18 protein-coding genes are annotated in these 19,192 nt (G+C 57.2%); 11 read left to right on the forward strand and 7 right to left on the reverse strand.

Features of this window, described 5'->3' with window-relative positions:
* Positions 1–43: 43 nt before the first annotated feature.
* Positions 44–523, forward strand: coding sequence for an Hsp20 family protein (locus AAC060_RS09845; protein WP_339825575.1), 480 nt, complete (start codon positions 44–46; stop codon positions 521–523).
* A gap of 166 nt (positions 524–689) precedes the next feature.
* Here AAC060_RS09845 and AAC060_RS09850 read toward each other — a convergent pair whose 3' ends face one another.
* From AAC060_RS09850 to tpiA, 4 genes are all read right to left on the reverse strand, one after another.
* Positions 690–1,376, reverse strand: coding sequence for a Crp/Fnr family transcriptional regulator (locus AAC060_RS09850; RefSeq protein ID WP_339825578.1), 687 nt, complete (start codon positions 1,374–1,376; stop codon positions 690–692).
* Between the two features lie 142 nt (positions 1,377–1,518).
* On the reverse strand, positions 1,519–3,150 hold the full coding sequence (locus tag AAC060_RS09855; protein ID WP_339825581.1) for a CTP synthase: 1,632 nt from the start codon (positions 3,148–3,150) through the stop codon (positions 1,519–1,521).
* Between the two features lie 177 nt (positions 3,151–3,327).
* On the reverse strand, positions 3,328–3,735 hold the full coding sequence (gene secG, locus AAC060_RS09860; protein ID WP_339825583.1) for a preprotein translocase subunit SecG: 408 nt from the start codon (positions 3,733–3,735) through the stop codon (positions 3,328–3,330).
* Between the two features lie 199 nt (positions 3,736–3,934).
* The gene (gene tpiA / locus AAC060_RS09865) at positions 3,935–4,681 is read right to left on the reverse strand and encodes a triose-phosphate isomerase (protein ID WP_339826316.1); all 747 of its coding nucleotides are present in this window, start codon (positions 4,679–4,681) and stop codon (positions 3,935–3,937) included.
* A 153-nt stretch (positions 4,682–4,834) separates the two neighbouring features.
* On the opposite strand from tpiA, the gene AAC060_RS09870 reads away from it, so the two are divergent.
* The 4 genes from AAC060_RS09870 to AAC060_RS09885 all read left to right on the forward strand — a co-directional run bounded on the left by AAC060_RS09870 (position 4,835) and on the right by AAC060_RS09885 (position 11,181).
* On the forward strand, positions 4,835–6,778 hold the full coding sequence (locus AAC060_RS09870) for a SurA N-terminal domain-containing protein (RefSeq protein WP_339825585.1): 1,944 nt from the start codon (positions 4,835–4,837) through the stop codon (positions 6,776–6,778).
* 7 nt (positions 6,779–6,785) lie between these two features.
* Positions 6,786–8,336 carry an anthranilate synthase component I gene (trpE, locus tag AAC060_RS09875; protein WP_339825587.1) on the forward strand — a complete coding sequence of 517 codons (1,551 nt, stop codon included), beginning with the start codon at positions 6,786–6,788 and terminating at the stop codon, positions 8,334–8,336.
* A 427-nt stretch (positions 8,337–8,763) separates the two neighbouring features.
* Positions 8,764–9,666, forward strand: coding sequence for an NTP transferase domain-containing protein (locus tag AAC060_RS09880; protein ID WP_339825589.1), 903 nt, complete (start codon positions 8,764–8,766; stop codon positions 9,664–9,666).
* A 675-nt stretch (positions 9,667–10,341) separates the two neighbouring features.
* A complete protein-coding gene (locus AAC060_RS09885) occupies positions 10,342–11,181 on the forward strand; it encodes a lysozyme inhibitor LprI family protein (protein WP_339825591.1) in 840 nt (279 codons plus the stop codon).
* Positions 11,182–11,334: 153 nt separating this feature from the next.
* On the opposite strand, the gene AAC060_RS09890 is transcribed toward AAC060_RS09885, so the two are convergent.
* Positions 11,335–11,559, reverse strand: coding sequence for a polyhydroxyalkanoic acid system family protein (locus tag AAC060_RS09890; RefSeq protein WP_339826317.1), 225 nt, complete (start codon positions 11,557–11,559; stop codon positions 11,335–11,337).
* 262 nt (positions 11,560–11,821) lie between these two features.
* Here AAC060_RS09890 and AAC060_RS09895 point away from each other — a divergent pair, with 262 nt between their 5' ends.
* Positions 11,822–12,514 carry a sulfotransferase family protein gene (locus AAC060_RS09895; protein WP_339825594.1) on the forward strand — a complete coding sequence of 231 codons (693 nt, stop codon included), beginning with the start codon at positions 11,822–11,824 and terminating at the stop codon, positions 12,512–12,514.
* Between the two features lie 96 nt (positions 12,515–12,610).
* On the opposite strand, the gene AAC060_RS09900 is transcribed toward AAC060_RS09895, so the two are convergent.
* Together AAC060_RS09900 and AAC060_RS09905 are read right to left on the reverse strand one after the other, a co-directional pair.
* Positions 12,611–12,913 (reverse strand): polyhydroxyalkanoic acid system family protein, encoded by a 303-nt coding sequence (locus AAC060_RS09900; RefSeq protein WP_339825597.1) that lies wholly within the window; start codon positions 12,911–12,913, stop codon positions 12,611–12,613.
* An 8-nt stretch (positions 12,914–12,921) separates the two neighbouring features.
* The gene (locus tag AAC060_RS09905; RefSeq protein ID WP_339825598.1) at positions 12,922–15,003 is read right to left on the reverse strand and encodes a M13 family metallopeptidase; all 2,082 of its coding nucleotides are present in this window, start codon (positions 15,001–15,003) and stop codon (positions 12,922–12,924) included.
* Positions 15,004–15,171: 168 nt separating this feature from the next.
* Between AAC060_RS09905 and AAC060_RS09910 the strand changes: the two genes are divergently transcribed.
* The 5 genes from AAC060_RS09910 to glp are packed head-to-tail and all read left to right on the forward strand — an operon-like array spanning position 15,172 to position 19,175.
* The gene (locus AAC060_RS09910) at positions 15,172–15,756 is read left to right on the forward strand and encodes an aminodeoxychorismate/anthranilate synthase component II (RefSeq protein ID WP_339825600.1); all 585 of its coding nucleotides are present in this window, start codon (positions 15,172–15,174) and stop codon (positions 15,754–15,756) included.
* On the forward strand, positions 15,753–16,739 hold the full coding sequence (gene trpD / locus AAC060_RS09915; protein WP_339825602.1) for an anthranilate phosphoribosyltransferase: 987 nt from the start codon (positions 15,753–15,755) through the stop codon (positions 16,737–16,739). The genes AAC060_RS09910 and trpD overlap by 4 nt, the downstream gene beginning before the upstream one ends.
* Positions 16,736–17,527, forward strand: a complete 792-nt coding sequence (trpC, locus tag AAC060_RS09920; protein ID WP_339825604.1) for an indole-3-glycerol phosphate synthase TrpC — start codon at positions 16,736–16,738, stop codon at positions 17,525–17,527. The genes trpD and trpC overlap by 4 nt, the downstream gene beginning before the upstream one ends.
* The gene (gene moaC / locus AAC060_RS09925) at positions 17,524–17,994 is read left to right on the forward strand and encodes a cyclic pyranopterin monophosphate synthase MoaC (RefSeq protein ID WP_339825606.1); all 471 of its coding nucleotides are present in this window, start codon (positions 17,524–17,526) and stop codon (positions 17,992–17,994) included. The genes trpC and moaC overlap by 4 nt, the downstream gene beginning before the upstream one ends.
* Positions 17,991–19,175, forward strand: a complete 1,185-nt coding sequence (gene glp, locus AAC060_RS09930; RefSeq protein ID WP_339825608.1) for a gephyrin-like molybdotransferase Glp — start codon at positions 17,991–17,993, stop codon at positions 19,173–19,175. Before moaC ends, glp begins: the two co-directional genes overlap by 4 nt.
* The last annotated feature ends 17 nt before the right edge of the window (positions 19,176–19,192 follow it).

The following is a 19,192-nucleotide window of genomic DNA, read 5'->3' on the forward strand; positions in this document are numbered from 1 at the left end:
TGCGGGTCCAGATTTACATTGCTCAATTGAAGAGGATATAGATATGAATCGTTTTGACTTTACCCCCTATCGCCGGTCCACCGTCGGATTCGACCGGCTTTTCGACCTTCTTGAAAATAACGCCCGCGCGCAGCAGTCCGAGAATTACCCGCCGTTCAACATCGAACGCAGCGGCGAAGATCAATATCGGATCACGCTTGCCGTCGCCGGTTTCAAGGATGAGGAAATCGAAATTACCGCCCAGCAGAATTTGCTGCTCGTCGCCGGCAACAAGAAAGCCGAAGATCAGGAAGGCAAGCAGTTCCTCCACATGGGCATAGCCAACCGCAACTTTGAACGACGCTTCGAACTCGCCGATTTTGTCCGAGTCGAAAATGCAGCTCTGGCCGACGGCCTGCTAGAGATTGACCTGGTCCGCGAAATCCCGGAAGCGATGCGGCCGCAGACAATCGCCATCAACAAGGCGGACAATGTCACAAAAATTGCTCACAAGCAGAAGAAAGCAGAGGAGAAAGCCGCGTAAACCGGTTCTCTTCCCTTAACAATCGGGCAGCCAGAGCGATCTGGCTGCCTTTTTTATCAATGATAGAATGAAATGGGGCAGCCGGATGAGGATCCGACTGCCCCTGACACCCGCTTGGTGTCACTCTTGACGATAATTAGCCCGGGTCGCAAATGGCCAATTTCCGTCAAGAATCTGCTTCGGCAATATGGGAGAGCATCGCATGGTCCAATATAATGACCTTCCCGCTCTCCACTGCCACGATCTCGCTTTCAGACCAGGCTGACAGTTGCCGGTTAATATGTTCACGCGACATCCCGGCAAAGTTTCCGAGTTCGCTCTGGCTCAAATCCAGTTTCAGTCGTCCTTCTTCAGCACCGACGACAGAAAGCCGCAACAAATAGCGCGCCAGACGTGGCCCGGACGTATAAGCGCGATCACCTTCGATCATGCTGTTCGCCATCCGGATGCGGCTAGCCATGACTTTCAGCAGCCGCAGCGCCATATTCTTGTGCTTCGCCAGAATTTCTTCAAACGCTTCGCGCGTGATCGAAAGGGCCGACGTCGGTTCAATAGCGGTGACGCTGGCGGTGCGCTCGCCGCCGTCCAACAAAGCGATTTCACCCAGAACCTGGCCCGCTTCCGCATAATCAAGCACAACTTCATAACCATTGCTGGCGATCATACTGGTACGCGCATTGCCCGACAATAATATCAGGAGCGAGTTGCCAGGATCGCCTTGCATGATCAATTCATCCCCTTTCTTATATTGCATGAAATGCCCACGCAATATCAAGTCCGCCAGTTCAGCTTCATCACAATCGGCAAACAGACTATGCTCTGCCAATATACCCGCCAGTTGTTCAGCTTTCACTGTTTCTAATCCCTCAGCGTTGCTCGGAAGTTTGTTCTAGCACTTCGTCGCGACGTGCATGTGACAATAGTAATATTTGGTAAAATGGATTGGACAAATTCGACATCCGTTCGAAAATGCTGAATTCTCCATGCTTTAGCAATTAAACGAGGCGGCTTTGCTGCAAAGCGGCGGCGATGAAAGACGCGAAGAGCGGATGTGGATCAAACGGCTTGCTCTTGAGCTCGGGATGATATTGCACCCCGACGAACCAGCTGTGATCCGGGCGTTCCACGGTTTCCGGAAGCTCGCCGTCGGGTGACATGCCCGAGAATATCAGACCGGTTTTTTCCAATCGTTCGACATAGCCCTTGTTCACCTCGTAACGGTGACGGTGGCGTTCACTGATTTCGCGACTGCCGTAAATTTCGCTGATTTTCGAGCCTTGCTGCAAAACAGCATCATAGGCTCCGAGTCGCATCGTGCCGCCCATGTCGCCGCCAGCTTCCCGTTTTTGCAAACCTTCTTCGGTCATCCATTCGGTGATCAGGCCAACAACCGGCTCTTCGGTTGCCCCGAACTCGGTGGTCGACGCGGTGTCGATACCGGCCAGATTGCGGGCCGCTTCGATGCAGGCCATTTGCATGCCCAGACAGATGCCAAAAAACGGAATGTCATTTTCGCGGGCAAATTTAACCGATCCGATCTTGCCGTCGCTACCGCGTTCGCCAAAGCCACCGGGCACCAATATTGCGTGAAGCGGCTCCAGCTTGGCAGCGAGATCCTCGTCATTTTCAAACAATTCCGCATCGAGCCAGCGGACCTGCACCTTCACCCGATTCGCCAGACCACCGTGGAACAGGGCTTCCTGAAGCGATTTATAGGCATCCTGCAGACCGACATATTTGCCGACCACGCCGACGATGACTTCCCCTTCAGGATTCTCGATCCGTTCCATGACATCATACCAGCGCGACAAGTCGGGCTCGAGCGCATCGTCAATGCCGAAGGCACGCAGCACTTCTCTGTCCAGACCCTCGTTATGATATTGCAGAGGCACGTTGTAGATATTGCTCGCGTCCAGCGCCGGGATCACCGATTCCTTGCGGACATTGCAGAATTGGGCGATTTTGCTCCGTTCGCTATCGGGCAGCGGATGTTCACAGCGGCAAAGCAGGATATCCGGCTGAATTCCCAACGAGGTCAATTCCCGGACGCTATGCTGGGTCGGTTTGGTTTTCAGTTCGCCGGCAGCCGCGATATAGGGCACCAGCGTGACGTGCACGGAAATCGCATTGTCCCGGCCGACCTTGTTGCGCAGCTGCCGAATCGCTTCGATAAACGGCAGGCTTTCGATATCGCCGACCGTTCCGCCAATTTCACACAACACGAAATCAATGCCGTCGAGCTTGTCCTCGGCAAATTCCTGAATCGCGTCGGTAACGTGCGGGATGACCTGCACGGTGGCGCCGAGATAGTCTCCGCGACGTTCTTTGGTGATGATCGACTGATAGATTCTGCCAGATGTGACATTGTCGGACTGCAGCGACGGAACGCCGGTGAAGCGTTCATAATGGCCCAGATCGAGGTCGGTTTCCGCCCCGTCGTCGGTGACATAGACTTCGCCATGCTGATAAGGCGACATCGTGCCTGGATCAACGTTGAGATAGGGGTCAAGTTTCCGGATTCGCACGGAATATCCGCGAGCCTGTAACAGAGCGCCGAGGCTCGCTGCCATCAGACCTTTGCCAAGAGAGGAAACCACACCGCCGGTAATGAAAATATATCGCGCCATGGGAGGAGAGGCTTAAGGCGTTATCACCGCATATGGCAATCCCGCGAATCCGGAAAAGTGAAATAAATATTATTTTACTTTGGTCAGTCGCCGGTCTTTTCTGAACGCGAATCGATACGAACGCGCGATCTGCACGATGATCCGGCTATCAATGTCAGTATAGGGCTTTGGAAGAACCTATTGGTCCAGCGGAACGGTAGCATCCGAATTGGTAGCAGGAGCCTGGTCATCCGCAGTTGCTGCAGCCGCTGCAGCCGCTGCGGCCAATGGATCGTCACCAACCAGAGGCACATCATCAGCAGGTGCTGAAACCGGTGCGCTGGTGTCGCGTTGCAGACTCTGGTCAATAGTATCGGTTTTGCCTTCAGCAGCAGCAAGAACCGCCAGCGAGATTGACAAGGACACAAACAAGACCGCCAGGACCGAAGTAGACCGGGTCAGCAGATCCGCTGCGCCGCGCGCCGACATCATACCGGATGGCGAGCCGCCGACACCCAGTCCACCGCCTTCGGATTTCTGCATCAATATAACGCCGACCAACATGGCGGCGACAATGGCTTGAAGGACGGTAAGAAAAAGAAACATGAGTTTTCCGAACTAATAAGGGGAGCATGCGCTCCAACGTGCAGCGCACATAGCGATTGAGCCGTCCGAGTTCAAGCGATGAAAATCGCCGACCTCCGATAGCAATGCGCCAAAGCACTGCGGAATTGCGTCAGCATTGGCTGGACGGACGCAAAAGGCGAAAATCATTTTGCCGCGCCTTGCTGCGAAGCGGGTCGGTTCAACCGGCTGCAGCAGCCTCGATAATCGGTCCGAATTTCGCTGCCGTCAGGCTTGCGCCGCCAACTAGCCCGCCATCGACATTGGGCACCGCCAGCAATTCCGCTGCGTTGCCACCATTCATCGACCCGCCATAGAGAATCCGCACGGCATCACTGCCCTGCCCCATCAATTCTCCCAGCTTCTTGCGAATTGCGGCGTGCATTTCGGCGACATCGCCGGTCTCCGGAACCCGGCCGGTACCGATCGCCCAGACCGGTTCATAAGCGATGGTCAGCCATTCTGCGTTGGCACCTGCAGGGAAGGAGCGGGCGATCTGCACCGTGACAATTTCAATGGCCTGCCCGGCATCGCGTTCTTCTTCGGTTTCTCCGACGCAGATTATGGCGCCCATGCCGGCTGCGTGAACCGCCTCGGCCTTGGCCTTCACTTCGGCATCACCTTCCTGCTGATCGGCGCGGCGTTCGCTGTGCCCGAGAATCGAATAAGTGGCTCCTGCTTCCTTGAGCATGGCAGCAGACAGGCATCCGGTATGCGCGCCATTTTCGGCAAAATGGCAATCCTGCGCGCCAATGGCAAAGCCCGGATTGGCCTGTACGGCAGCGGCGATCAACGTTGCTGGCGGACAGATTCCGACATCTGCGCCATCATGATTGGATGCAATGGCCGCAATGGCGGAGATATCCGCAAGCTGTGCCCGCAACCCGTTCATTTTCCAGTTGCCGACAATATATTTGCGGTTTGCCATGATGCGTTCTGCCTTTTCTGTTTTTCTGTTGGGCATCCGCTATCAAATATCCATCACCTTGCCAATTTTCTTCCGCAGTCTTTTGCTTGAACCACAAAGCCAAGCCGCCTAAAGCAAGCGCAAATCCAACTCCCGCAATGGAACATCTCTTTTATGATCAGTTTTTTCCGCCGCATTTTTTCTTCGAAACTCGGTCTTTTCCTGACCCTTTGTTTCGTCGGCCTGATCGCCATTGCCTTCGCCACGGCCGATGTGTCGAGCAGCGGTACATTCGGCGGGGTTACCGGTTCTGGAACAGCAGCTAAAGTCGGCGACAGCAAACTGACCAGCGCGGAACTCAGCCAATCCGTAACCAATGCGTTCCGCGGCGAGCAGCGTGAGAATACCGGACTGGATCTAAAAACCTATGTCAACGGCGGCGGCTTCGACGATGTATTGGAACGACTGATCAACAGCTTCGCCATTGCCGATTTCGGTACGAAATATGGCATGGCAGCGGGCAAACGTCTGGTTGATAGCGAGATCGCAAGCATTCCGACCTTTCAAGGTGCTGACGGGCAGTTTAGCGAAGAGAATTTCCGCCGCGCCATGCAGCAACAAGGGATAAGCGAAGCCCAATTGCGCAATGATTTTACCCGTAATCTAATGGCTGACCAGCTGTTGACGGCAGCCGGATTCGGCGCAGCGGTACCGCAGAAGCTTGTTGTTCCTTATGCCTCCCTGCTGCTCGAATCACGCGAAGGACAGATTGCAACAATTCCGTCGGTGGCCTTCATCGAGAACGTCAAGCCAGCCAAGGCAGCGGTCGAGGCCTTTTATGCCAAGAACGCGTCCCGCTACACGATTCCCGAACGCCGGACGATCCGTTACGCATTGTTCGAAAAATCCCGGTTCAACGACAAGATCAAGCCTAGCGAAAAGGAAATCGCGGGCTATTATAGTCTCAACAAGTCCCGCTATTCCGCCAGCGAGACCCGCAATCTAAAACAGGTCATCGTGCCAACCGAAGCCGCCGCCCAGGCGTTGGCGGCCAAAATAACTGGCGGTACTTCGATCGAACAGGCCGCGCAATCGGTTGGCTTGTCCGCTGCTGAAGTGGGATCGACCAATAAAACCGACTTTATCAATATGGCCTCCCAGTCGGTTGCCAATGCCGCGTTTTCCGCCCGGTCGGGCGCTGTCGCTGGCCCCGCCCAAAGCGCGCTGGGCTGGCACATCGTGATGGTCAAGGATATCAAACCAATCCCCGGTCGTACGCTGGAGCAGGTTCGCACCGAGATTGTCAGCGAACTGACCCGCACAAAAATTGAAGAGGCAATGGCCGAATTGACGGTCCGTCTTGAGGATGAATTTGCTGACGGCGCAACGCTCGGCGACATCGCCAAAGCCGAACAGCTGAAAGTGGAAGCGACCCCTCCCCTGCTCGCCAATGGCCAGAACCCGAATGATCAGAATTACAAGCCGATACCGGAGATGCAGCGGTTATTGCCGATAGCATTTGCCGTGGATGCAGAATCCGACCCTCAGGTCGTCGAAATCATTCCGGGCCAGCAATATGCCGTAGTCGATGTTTCCGAAATTACCGAGGCTGCTCCGCCACCATTGGCGCAGATCGAGCAATTGGTGACCCGCGACTATATGCTCGATCAGGGGTCGAAGAAAGCCAAGACAGTCGCCGACAAGATTGCAAAAGCGGTCAGCAGCGGCACATCATTGTCCAAAGCCGTCGCCGATGCCGGTGTGAAGCTGCCCAATCCGGAACGGATCAGTTCGACGAGAGCCGAACTTGCCCGACAGAGCCAGCAGGGCCAGGTACCTGCGCCTCTCAGCCTAATGTTCAGCATGGCACAGGGCACAGCGAAAGCCCTCGCAGCGCCGCGCGATCAGGGGTGGTTCGTGGTCGTACTCGACAAGCTCAATCGCGGCGATGCGTCCAAGCGTGACGATCTGCTGCAATCAACACGAGCACAGTTCAAGCAAGTATTGGGCAATGAATATACCGCGCAGTTCATCAACGCGATGAAGGCTGACATCGGTGTGGAGCGCAACGAGACTACGCTGACGGCGCTGAAAAAACAGCTGCTCGGCGGTAATTGATCCCAATATGGCGGGCAGTTTCGGAATAGAAGCGGCACGCGCGGCACTGGACAGCGGCAAGCCGGCGCTGGTCTGGCGACGGCAGATTGCCGACACCGAAACGCCGGTGTCCGCTGCGCTGAAGCTGATGGAAGATGGCCGCGGCGACTATCTGCTCGAATCGGTCGAAGGTGGCGAGACTAGGGGACGTCACAGCATGATCGGCCTTGCGCCTGACCTGGTATTCCGGGCCGATGGCGAGAAGGCGGCAATCAATCGCACATGGCTGAAGGATCGCGAGGCTTTTGCAGCGGAACAAGGCGACAGCCTCTCCGCGCTGCGCAATCTGGTAAAGGCCTGCCAGATGGACGTGCCGGAAGAACTGCCCCGCGCCCTCGCCTGTCTCGTCGGCTATTTTGGTTATGAGACAATCGGACTGGTCGAGAAGCTTCCCCGCGCCCCGCAATCCGATCTGGATCTGCCAGACATGCTGTTTGTCAGGCCCACCGTGATCCTGATCTTTGACCGGCTCGCGGATGAGCTGTTTCTGGTCGCACCCGTATGGCCGGAAACCGATGGCGATAGCGAAGCCAAGATCGCTGCGGCAAAGGAACGGCTGGACGAGGCCCAGCGGGGTCTGTCCGCCCCTGTTCGTCCCGAGCTTGTTGAAGGACGATTGTCAGGCGGCGTACAGGCTGGCTTGGGCATACTCAGCCCGAACGAGGTAGAATTCACGCCACATATCTCGGCAGAGAAATATGGCGAGATGGTGCTGCGCGCCAAGGATTATATCGAGGCCGGAGATGTCTTCCAAGTGGTACTGGCGCAGCGCTTCACCACGCCCTTCGCTCTGCCCCCGATCGAACTTTACCGCGCATTGCGGCGGATCAATCCTTCACCTTTCCTGTTCTTCCTCGACCTTCCCGGTTTTGCCCTGACCGGCTCGAGCCCCGAAATACTGGTCCGCGCGCGAGATGGCGAGGTCACCATCCGGCCGATTGCCGGCACCCGCCCCCGCGGCAAGAATGCGACAGAGGACAAAGCGAATAAGGAAAGCCTGCTCGCCGATCCCAAGGAACGGGCCGAACATCTGATGCTGCTCGATCTGGGCCGCAACGATGTTGGCCGCGTGGCGACTGCGAGCAGTGTCGAGGTCACCGACAGCTATACCGTCGAATTTTACAGCCATGTCATGCACATCGTCTCCAACGTAGTCGGCGAACTGGCCCCGGACAAGGATGCGCTCGACGCCCTCTTCGCCGGCTTCCCCGCCGGCACGGTCAGCGGCGCGCCGAAAGTCCGCGCCTGCCAGATCATCGCCGAACTCGAGCCCGAGACGCGCGGCGCTTACGCAGGCGGCGTCGGCTATTTCTCTCCCGATGGCAGCATGGACAGCTGTATCGTGTTGCGCACCGGGATTGTGAAAGACGGGATGCTGCACGTGCAAGCGGGCGCAGGGATCGTCGCGGACAGCAATCCTGACTATGAGCTGGCCGAATGCCGGGCCAAAGCGGGCGCGTTGCTGGCAGCAGCCAAAGAGGCAGTGAAGCGGGCGCAGGATATCGGCTTCGGGCAGTAGCTTGAAAGTTCGCCATGGCCGTAAAAGGGGCATGGTGCGTGCGGTTTCTGTCCGTCCGCTAGCGCCCCGTTAGCGGACATTTGGCAAACAGCTGAGTGGCATACAGTTGAGTTCTCCCAATATTAGGTCATTTCGCACAATCAGCCTTCGCTGGCCCTCATCCCATAGGACAAGACGCAGCGGTTTCAGTGATGCCGAGCCTCTGGCGGCACGAAAATAGCGACAAGGCTTGTCCACATGCCGGGCCTTTCAATGCCACTCGCTGGCGTATGATAGCAGAAATTTGATCTGGCTCGAACATAGAAACAGGCGATTAATTTCTATCGAACAAATTTAGTTTGTAACTTTATGTACCGTTTTGTCGAAGTCAAATAACCTAGTTCGCTGATAAATTGAGATCGACAGACCGCCAATTATTCCATTGTCGATGGGTGAAAGCATAAGGTGGCAACCCGCTATTCAGAAACACAACTTGATGGTGATTTTAATGCCCACAAATGTTATCCTGCTCGCTGCACAGCGCCCCGGAATTACCGACCCGTTGGCGATTGCGCACAATGTCTCACATAAATGCATCATTCCTATCGGTGGTAAACCGCTGATTATGCATGTGCTGGAGACATTGGCGCATCATCCTGCCGTGGGGGACATCGGCATTTCGATCGAACGCGACGGATTTGCTGCTCTTGCCCCGGTTATTGCGGCGCTGGGCGACGCCGGGACGCAGATACGTTGCATCCCTTCGCAGCTGAGCATTGCCGATAGCGTCATCGCCGCCATCACTGAAATGGGTGATAGGCCGACTATGATTACGACGGCGGATAATGCGCTGTTGACCGCTGTCGCCATTCAGGAAATGGCCAACGTGCTATCATCGGGTGCCGATGTCGCCGTTGGCCTAACCACCAAACCGGCTGTGTTATCAACGCACCCTCAAGGGCAAAACCGTTTCTACACTTTTTCGGATAATCATTATTCCAATTGCAATCTTTACGGTCTGTCCGGCGCACATGCTCTGGCGGCGGCTGAAATTTTTCGAGGCGGTGGGCAATTTGCCAAAAAAATAGGACGAATTATAGAAAGCTTTGGGGTGCTCAACCTTCTCTTGCTCCGCTCCGGTATGATCAGTTTAGATGGTGCAATGCGGCGGATTTCGAAACGTATAGGTCTTCGCGTAAGGCCCGTTGTCCTGACAGAGGGGCGCAATGCGATCGATGTGGATAATGAGCGGACCTATCAGGTTGTTGCCAAATTGCTCAAACAAGACGCGAGGCACGCTGGCTCACTCGCTTGGCCGGAACTGGACCGATTGCAGTCCGTCCGCTTGTAGGAAATTATCTATAACAACAAGCGGACTTTTGGGCGGGGGTCGCAGCTTCCGCCCGAAAGGCGGACCTTCAGCCCGTCAACGTTGTGTGCTTCTGTAGGAAATCGCGAATTATCTCGCGACCCCTCGGCCCCTCCATTTCGCTGTGGTCGAATGCGCAATAAAATTCAAAGAATGCATCAGGCCAGACAAGCTCGTTATCGCTGCCCGCCAATTCTAAAAGCGCGCCATTAAGTGCGTTCGCTATTCCATCAGCAAAATCCCAGCCAAGGAACCCGACGAAGAAGTCACACGAAAGTTCGACAGCCAACCTGTCGAAGACTTTAGTTGCACTCAGTCCGCTTAGTTCTGACCACCGGCGGAGTCATCTTTACCCAAGTAGTGGTTCCCGTCGCGCCAACGTGCCCGCAGTTCGGCCAAAGCAGTCTCATACATATCAGCACGATAGGAGCCTCGCTACCGTAGCGCTAGCGGATTGTTAATGTCCGCTCCCCACCCAGTTTCGGTCATTCGAACTGATTGGATGAAAATCGAAAGCGGCTGGGCAACTGTCGCCCCAATGGCAGACAGATCGACGCTGTATTTCTCGCCCGAAAGCAGAAACTTCGCTATGGGGCATAGCCAACGCCGCGCAGGATTATCGGGTTTCTACAAGCGCCGGGTTCAAGGGGAATGTCCGTGACAATTGGTCGATATATTTTACTCCTGCTTTTTATGGGCGTTCTCGCCGGACATTCGGGCACGGCTCACGCCATCGACTGCACAGCGGCGGCGACACAGCGGGAGAAAGCCGTTTGTCAGTCGGATGACCTGCTTGCGCTCGATGCAATGCTGAACAAGGCTTATGACGGAGCGCGAGCCCTGGAAACAAACCCCCGGGAAGGCGACAAGGACAGAAACCTGCGCCGCGAGCAGCTGGCCTGGATAAAGGCCGCTGATCGGTGCAATTCCGATGCGCTTTGTATTCGGAAGATTTATGCCAGCCGGTATATGTCGCTTCGCGCCTATTCCGATTCCGGTTTCGCCGACATGGAAGGCCTGACGGGGCTCGCCGATGTGCTGGAGATCTGGGCGTCCGCCGATCCATCGACAGGGGGCGTTCCGCTAGCCGTGCGGTCTGATGAAGGGAACACTTATCTGATTGCTGTGCCGGTGAGCTGGGGCAAGCCCTTTCCCTATTATGAAGTTTATTTCATGCAGCGAGGCAAAAACCCTGAACGGATCACTTTTCCCGATCTGCGGGTACGACAAGAAATGATCAAAGAGGAAAATAGCGGTAAATTCGCGGTCGGGAATCTAGCCGTCACGACCGGCGCACAGTTTCAGGGTGTGGGATTTGTAGGAAGAGATGTGGTCAGCAAAGCCATGACTGGCAGTGCAGGGGGAGAATGGACCTACCGGCGATGGCGTATGGACTGGACCGGCACCTATGGCGTCAGGCCGACACTGACGGAATATGAAATCGAGAATGCGCGCGACGGATTTACGATCAAGCTTGTAGGTGCGCCGGACGAGTGAAACTTCTTTAAACAGTGGACTAGATTGAACGATAACCTGCACCGATCCATTTTCCATCGAAACCGGCCCTGCCCCTTTCCTCCCAATGGCTGACGTCAAAATGATCGACGTTTTCGCTCGCTAACGGCTTAACGCCGTTCTGGACCAACCAGCCTACTCCAGCATCTTCGGCGCTTCCTTCTGCAGCTTTTCCTTAATCTTGTTGGCAAACATCGCCAGCATCGGCGGCAGGTCGAAAATCGCGTAGACCTCGTCCTCGCGAATCTGCATTTCGCTGCCGATGCGTTGGCCGACGGCCTTGAGGGTGAACTGGAGATGATCGCCTTCCCAATGATGGTCGGTAAAGCTGGCGCAGGATATCGGGTTCGGGCCGTGAATTGCGCAACCCTATAGAGGCGCAAATGCGGGCGTTTATTGGTTGAACTGCATAGCGGAGAACCGGATCAATCGCCTCCGCACAAGACATGTGATTTTGAGGCTGAGAATCTATGGAACCGGCAAGTTCCGCATACCGGCCAGCAGCTTGTCGGGAACAGTCCGAATGTCGGCCAAGGCGGACGCGTTTCTGGTGGCGCGGCTTGCCAACAGAGGATGTGTACGCCATAGTTTGAAAAAGGACAGCAGCACAGGGACATAACTGATGGCATTGGACGTAATTGGTGTAGGACCAGGGCGAACTGCCACCTTTTCGATGAAATTCGCGCTTGAACATATCGGAGTCGGGCCATGCTACCATATGGTGGAAGTGTTCCGCAGTGCCCGCCGCAATATCCCGCTTTGGCAGAATGTTGTCGACGGCAAGCCGGACTGGGACGCCATTTTCGACGGCTATCGCTCCGTCACGGATAATCCGGCCTGTGTCTATTGGCGCGAACTGGCCGAGTTTTATCCGGACGCGAAAATCCTGCTGACAGTACGCGACGCTGACGCCTGGGTCGAATCGTGCAACGAGACGATCAATTCGCAGCGCATGCTCGCTTCTCTCGAAGGCAGCGACCTGTTGCAGATGCTGCAAGGCACTTATCTTCGCCAGTTTGGCGAACATATCAACGATCCCGAATGGATGGCCAACTGGTATCGCGCCTATAACGAGGAGGTCATAAGCACGATCCCGTCAGAACGGTTACTCGTGTTCCATCCGAAGGACGGGTGGGAGCCCTTGTGCAATTTCCTTGATGTGCCAGTTCCGCCTGAACCATTTCCGCGGGTCAACAGTCGCGACGAGCTTGGCGGCGCATCGGACGAACAGGGCGGATTACCTTCCGATCCCGAACAGCTTGAGGCATTCGCTGTCGATTATATAGAAGGGCTGCGCAGAAAAGCGTTTAGCTAATCGAGGCGCTCTGCCTTCTTCCCGCCCAATGGCTGGCGTCAGAATGATCAACATTTTCGCCCGCTTACCGCTTTAAGCCATTTTGGACCAATCAACCTACTCCAGCATCTTCGGCGCTTCCTTCTGCAGCTTTTCCTTAATCTTGTTGGCAAACATCGCCAGCATCGGCGGCAGGTCGAAAATCGCGTAGACCTCGTCCTCGCGAATCTGCATTTCGCTGCCGATGCGCTGGCCGACGGCCTCCAGGGTGAAATGGAGGTGATCGCCTTCCCAATGATGGTCGGTCAGGCTGGCGCCCGGGATGATATCGCCCAACGTATGGATGCCGCTGCCGACGCGGCTTTTGGCTTCGGTCAGTCCCAGTTTATGGGGTATGTTCACGGTTACAGGTTCGCTCATGACATTGCCTACCAGATTTTCACGCGTTTTTCGGGCGGGATATACATCGCGCTGTCTGGCGTGATGTCAAACGCCTTGTACCAGGCATCGATGTTCGGAACTACGCCACCCACACGATATTGGGTCGGACTGTGCGGATCGGTGAGCAATTGCTCGCGCAGCGCGTTTTCGCGCGATTTACCGCGCCAGACCTGCGCCCAGGACAGGAAGAAGCGCTGGTCGCCGGTCAGGCCGTCGATTACAGGCTGCTCGCCATGGCTGGCGACGTATCGGCGATAGGCGGAATAGGCCATTTCAAGCCCCCCCAGATCACCGATATTCTCACCCATCGTGAGCTGGCCGTTGACGTGAACGCCGGGAACCGGCTCGAACTTGTCATAGGCCTCCTTCAGCAATTTTGTCCGCGCTTCGAACTTCTCCGCAGATTCCTTTGTCCACCAGTCCCGTAGTTTGCCGCTACCGTCAAACTGACGCCCCTGATCGTCAAAGCCGTGGCCGATTTCATGCCCGATGACCCCACCGATCGCACCGTAATTGACCGCCGGGTCGGCGTTGGGGTCAAAAAATGGCGGCTGCAATATGGCCGCTGGAAAGGTGATCTGGTTGAGCAGCGGATTATAATAAGCATTCACGGTCTGCGGATTCATTTCCCACAACTCGCGATCGACCGGATGAGGCAGCCGTGCCAGATCAACGTCAAAAGCAAATTTCGCGGCGCGCTGAACATTGCCGAGCACGTCATCCGGCTTCACGACCAGCGGTGAATAATCGATCCATTTCGACGGGTAACCGATCCGGGGTTCGAAAGCGTCGAGCTTCTTTTGCGCTTCGCCGCGCGTCGCTGCATCCATCCAGTCGCTCTTCCTGATTCTTTCGCCCAGGGCGGCAGTCAGATTGTTGACCAGTTCGGTCATCTGCCGCTGGCTTTCGGCGGGATAGTGGCGATCCACATATTTCTGGCCGATCGCCTCGCCCATATTGCTGTTGACCAGATCGACACCCCGCTTCCAGCGGTCTTTCTGGACCGGAATGTCGCGCAGGGTCTTGCTGAAGAAATCGAATTTTGCCTCGTCAAACGCCTTCGGCAAATAGGCCGCATTGTCGCTGATGAAATGCGCCGTCAGATAGTCTTTCCAGGTGCTGACCGGGACAGTTTCAAGCAGTTTGCCACTCGCGGTGATTGCGGTGGTTTCGGCGGCGATGATCGTATCGACCTTGCCAAAGCCGCTAGCTTCCAGCCAGCTGGTCCAGTCGAACTCCGGCGCCAGTTCCATCAACTGCTCGCGGTTCATCGGATTGTAAATCTGCTTGATGTCGCGCTGCCGCTCGGGTTCCCATTGCGATTTCGCGAGGGCGGTTTCCAGAGCAATGATCCGGTCGGTTTTGGCGGCAGCATCGCTGATCCCCGCCAGTTTCTGTATCTTTATCAAATAATCCCGATAGGCCGCACGAAACTTGTCATATTCCGCACCTTCCTTGAGATAATAGTCGCGGCTGGGCATGCCCAGACCGTCCTGACCCGCGGCCACAATATAGCGGGTGGGATTGGCCGGATCAGGCAAAGTGCCGACCCCGACCGGCGAGGCATAGCCGACAGTCCCGAACAGTTTCAGCAATCCCGCACGGTCGCTGACGGCCTTTATCTTCGCGAGATAGGGTTCAAGGGGCTTGGTCCCCAGCTTTTCGATTGCAGCCTCGTTCATCCATGCAGCGTAAAATGCACCGACTTTCTGATCTAGCGCATCGGCTCCGTCACCGCGTGCGGCGAGATCGTCAAGGATCGCGTGGACCTGATCGTCGGATCGCTCCCGCAAGATGTCGAACGAACCATAGCGCGACCGGTCCTCGGGAATCTCTACGGTGTCCAGCCAATGTCCGTTAACATGGCGGAAGAAATCCGCACCGGGTGTCACCGACATATCCCGCGCGGAGAGATCAATTCCCCAGGCACCAATTTCCGCTTTTTCTGTATTCGCAACATTTTCATCTGCCGTCACTTCGGCGGCAGCGTCTTTTGCCAGGCTTGGTGCACTAACCGAGAGGGCGAGCAGCGATGCAGCTGCGGACAGGAAAACATGACTGGTTCTCATTGGAAGATCCTTTGGTTTCAATTGATAATATTGTGGACGCTCGGCGCACAAAACACAATTGCTGTTCGTCGAAAAAATCGCGCTGTCCGGTCGGCCTTCGAGCAGCATCAAATAGCGGAAAGAACGAAATTGCTTGGCCGGTCAAACGCGGCCCGTTAGACGCGGTTCATGATTCTGGTTATCGACAATTATGACAGCTTCACCTTCAACCTGGTCCATTATCTGATGGAACTCGGCGCGGAGGTTCGCGTGGAGCGCAATGATGCGCTGACCGCCAGCGAAGCGCTGGCCACCGGAGCGCAGGCCTTCCTGATTTCTCCGGGCCCCTGCACCCCAAATGAAGCGGGCATATCGCTCGATCTGGTCGCGGCCTGTGCCGATGCGGGCAAGCCGTTGCTCGGGGTGTGTCTCGGTCACCAGAGCATTGGACAGCATTTTGGCGGCAAGGTCGTACGCGGCGGCCTAATGCACGGCAAGACTTCACCAGTCACCCATGACGGCAGCGGCGTCTTTGCCGGACTGCCCTCGCCTTATACCGCGACCCGCTATCACTCGCTGATTGTCGAGGATATTCCCGATAGCCTGCCGGTCAACGCCACCGCCGACGATGGTTCGGTGATGGGCTTTCGCCATGAAAGCCTGCCGATCCACGGCGTGCAATTCCATCCGGAAAGCATCGCCACCGAACATGGCCATGCGCTGCTGGCCAATTTCATGGCGATTGCCGGGATTGAAGCGAAGGAACGGGCATGACCTTGCCCGATCCGGCGAGCGCCCTGTCCGAAGCGTCTGCTCGCGAAGCTTTTTCCGCGATATTTGATGGTTCCTGCTCGGCCGACGAAATCACCGCTTTTCTGGTCGCGCTAGCCGACCGGGGCGAGACCGCGACGGAAATCGCTGCAGCAGCAACAGAAATGCGCGCCCGGATGATCGGCGTGGATTCGCCCGCCAACGCGATTGACGTCTGCGGCACTGGAGGGGATGGCAGCCACAGTCTGAATATCAGCACCGCCACCGCTCTGGTTGTAGCCGCCTGCGAAATTCCCATGGCAAAGCATGGCAACCGCGCCGCCTCTAGCAAATCGGGGGCTGCGGATACACTGGAAGCGCTCGGTCTGGATCTGGCGAAAGCGGCAAGCAAGGCCGAGCAAAATCTGCGCGAGATCGGCATCGCCTTTTTCTTCGCGCCCAACCATCATCCGGCGCTCGGCCCGCTGGGACCGATCCGCAAAGCCATCGGTCGCAGGACGATCTTCAATCTACTCGGTCCTTTGTGCAATCCGGCAAAGGTCAAACGGCAGCTGATCGGCGTCGCCTCGCCCGATCTGGTCGAGACTTATGCCGAAGCGGCGCTGCAGCTGGGTTATGACAAGGCGATGATCGTCTCTGGCGAGGAAGGGCTCGACGAGCTCAGCATTTCCGGTCCCAGCCGCATTGCCATGATCAGCGATTGCACGGTCACGATCAGCCGGATCACCCCGGAGGATGCGGGCCTGACCCGCCATCCGGCAGAAGCGATAAAAGGCGGCGATGCGCAATATAATGCCGCTGCGCTCAAGGCGCTTCTGCAGGGCGAGAAGTCCGCCTATCGCGATGCCGTATTGCTCAACAGCGCCGCCGCGCTGATGGTGGCAGGCGAAGTCGACAGCTGGGAGGAAGGCGTCGAGGAAGCCGCAGAAGCGCTCGACAAGGGGCTTGCCAACGCCATGCTCAATTGCTGGATCGCCAATCAATGAACAAGCTTGAAGAAATTTGCGCGACGACGCGGGACTATGTGCGGCAACGGAAGGCGGAAGTTTCAGCGTCAAAGCTGAGCGAGGACATTGCCCGTCAGAGCGCACCGCGCGGTTTTGCCGCAGCGATCAGCGCAAAATCTGCGGACGGCTTCGCCCTGATCGCCGAGATCAAGAAAGCCAGCCCGTCCAAGGGCCTTATCCGCGCGGATTTCGATCCCCCGGCCCATGCCAAAGCCTATCAGGCTGGCGGTGCAGCCTGCCTGTCAGTTCTGACCGACCAGCCCTATTTTCAGGGCGCGGATGAATATCTGGTCGCCGCGCGCGCGGCGGTCGAACTGCCCTGCCTGCGCAAAGATTTCATGGTCGATCCTTGGCAGGTCGCTGAATCGCGGGCGCTGGGTGCGGACGCTATCCTGATCATCATGGCGGTGCTGGACGATGCTCTGGCGGCGGAGATCGAGGCGGAAGCGCTGTCGCTTGGCATGGACGCGCTGATCGAGGTGCATGACGAGACGGAACTGGAACGGGCGCTGAAGCTGCAATCGCCCCTGCTCGGCATCAACAACCGCAATCTCAAGACCTTTGACACCAGCCTCGACCAGACCGAACGGCTGGCGAAGCTGGTGCCCGACGACCGGATCATGGTGTCGGAAAGCGGTATCTTCACCCATGAAGATTGCCAGCGATTGTCCGGGTCCGGCGCCCGAGCCTTTTTGGTAGGTGAATCTCTGATGCGACAGGATAAAGTGGAGGCCGCAACCCGCGAGCTTTTGACAGGAACCAAATGAGCAAATTGACCCATATCGACGGCGACGGCGCGGCCCATATGGTCGATGTGGGCGGCAAGGCCGACACGGTCCGCGAGGCCCATGCCGAGGGCCGGATCACGATGAAAATGGAAGTTTTGGAAGCTATAAAAGCGAACGCCATGAAGAAGGGCGACGTGCTGGCGACGGCGCGCATTGCCGGGATCATGGCGGCAAAAAAGACCAGCGATCTCATCCCCCTGTGCCACCCGCTGGCGCTGACCAAAGTGGCGGTGGATTTCACCTTTCTCGATGACGGCATCAAGGTCTCGTCCATGGCCCGACTGACCGGCAAGACCGGCGTGGAAATGGAAGCTTTGACAGCCTGTTCCGTCGCACTCCTCACAATCTATGATATGTCAAAGGCGATGCAGAAGGACATGGAGATCAGCGATATCCGCCTGCTCTCGAAAAGCGGCGGCAAGTCGGGAGACTGGACAGCGGAATGAGCAGCTTGCTGCCTCTGGACGAAGCCCAGCAGCGACTGATCGCGCTGGCGTCCCGCCTGCCCGCCGAGACCCTGTCCGTCCATGACTCGCTCGGCCGCTATCTCGCCGCCGACCTGATCGCCAGACGCGAGCAACCGGCCGCCGATATGTCGGCGATGGACGGCTATGCGATCCGCTTTGAAGATCGGGACGGCCCGTGGACATTGATCGGTGAATGTCCGGCTGGCAGCCCGCCCTGCCGCGCGCTGCAGTCGGGAGAAACCGCGCGGATATTCACCGGCGCTTTGCTACCCGAGGGCGCCGATACAGTGGTCATGCAGGAAAATGTCGCAGCCGATGGCGCCACCATCCGCCTGACCGCAGAGCCCTCGCCCGAAATAGGCCGCCATGTCCGCCATCAGGGCGGCGATTTCAAGCAGGGCAGCATCGGCTTGCCCGCAGGCAGCCTGCTCAATGCGGCCGCGCTCGGCGAAGCGGTTATCGCCGGCTATGGCGAACTTTCGGTCGGGCAGCAGCCCCGCGTGGCGGTGGTTTCGACCGGCGACGAACTGGTCGCGCCCGGCTGCGAGACCCTGCCCCACCAGATACCCGCCAGCAATGACGTCATGCTGTCCGCCATGCTCTCCGGCCTGACCGCCGAAACCCGCAGCCTGAGCCGCATTCCCGACGATATGGAGATATTGTGCCAGACGCTGGAAAGCGCGAAAGACTGCGATATCATCGTCACCATCGGCGGCGCATCGGTCGGCGATCATGATCTGGTCGGGCCCGCCTTCGAGCGGCTCGGCGCGGAGATCGACTTCTACAAGATCGCGATGAAACCGGGCAAGCCGGTGATGGCCGGAAAGCTTGGCGACACAGTGATCTTGGCGCTCCCCGGCAACCCGGCCTCCGCCTTTGTAGCGGCGACCCTGTTCCTGCTGCCGCTGATCCGCTACATGGCCGGAGCCGCCCGCTATCTGCCCGAATATCAGAGCGCCCCGACCAGCGAAGCCCTCCCCGCCAATGGCCCCCGCGCGCAGTTTCTGCGGGCGAAGGTCGACCAGACCGGGATTACGCCTTTTGGCAGCCAGGACAGCGCCAAGCTATCGGTGCTGGCTGCGGCCAATGCGCTGCTTTGCCGGCCTGCTAATGCGGATGCGGCGCAGGCGGGTGAGAGGGTGCCGTTTATCGGGATTTAGTTAATGGCATCCCGAGA

The organism is uncultured Parasphingorhabdus sp., assembly GCF_963975555.1.
In the GTDB taxonomy this organism is placed as follows: domain Bacteria; phylum Pseudomonadota; class Alphaproteobacteria; order Sphingomonadales; family Sphingomonadaceae; genus Parasphingorhabdus.

Excerpts from the sequence above, each read along its gene's own strand:
- secG (WP_339825583.1), bottom strand. The coding sequence starts at position 3,735 with ATGTTTCTTTTTCTTACCGTCCTTCAAGCCATTGTCGCCGCCATGTTG.
- AAC060_RS09870 (WP_339825585.1), top strand. The coding sequence starts at position 4,835 with ATGATCAGTTTTTTCCGCCGCATTTTTTCTTCGAAACTCGGTCTTTTC.
- AAC060_RS09845 (WP_339825575.1), top strand. The coding sequence starts at position 44 with ATGAATCGTTTTGACTTTACCCCCTATCGCCGGTCCACCGTCGGATTC.
- AAC060_RS09910 (WP_339825600.1), top strand. The coding sequence starts at position 15,172 with ATGATTCTGGTTATCGACAATTATGACAGCTTCACCTTCAACCTGGTC.
- tpiA (WP_339826316.1), bottom strand. The coding sequence starts at position 4,681 with ATGGCAAACCGCAAATATATTGTCGGCAACTGGAAAATGAACGGGTTG.
- AAC060_RS09895 (WP_339825594.1), top strand. The coding sequence starts at position 11,822 with ATGGCATTGGACGTAATTGGTGTAGGACCAGGGCGAACTGCCACCTTT.
- glp (WP_339825608.1), top strand. The coding sequence starts at position 17,991 with ATGAGCAGCTTGCTGCCTCTGGACGAAGCCCAGCAGCGACTGATCGCG.
- trpC (WP_339825604.1), top strand. The coding sequence starts at position 16,736 with ATGAACAAGCTTGAAGAAATTTGCGCGACGACGCGGGACTATGTGCGG.
- moaC (WP_339825606.1), top strand. The coding sequence starts at position 17,524 with ATGAGCAAATTGACCCATATCGACGGCGACGGCGCGGCCCATATGGTC.
- trpD (WP_339825602.1), top strand. The coding sequence starts at position 15,753 with ATGACCTTGCCCGATCCGGCGAGCGCCCTGTCCGAAGCGTCTGCTCGC.
- AAC060_RS09900 (WP_339825597.1), bottom strand. The coding sequence starts at position 12,913 with ATGAGCGAACCTGTAACCGTGAACATACCCCATAAACTGGGACTGACC.
- AAC060_RS09880 (WP_339825589.1), top strand. The coding sequence starts at position 8,764 with ATGGGTGAAAGCATAAGGTGGCAACCCGCTATTCAGAAACACAACTTG.
- AAC060_RS09855 (WP_339825581.1), bottom strand. The coding sequence starts at position 3,150 with ATGGCGCGATATATTTTCATTACCGGCGGTGTGGTTTCCTCTCTTGGC.
- AAC060_RS09905 (WP_339825598.1), bottom strand. The coding sequence starts at position 15,003 with ATGAGAACCAGTCATGTTTTCCTGTCCGCAGCTGCATCGCTGCTCGCC.
- trpE (WP_339825587.1), top strand. The coding sequence starts at position 6,786 with ATGGCGGGCAGTTTCGGAATAGAAGCGGCACGCGCGGCACTGGACAGC.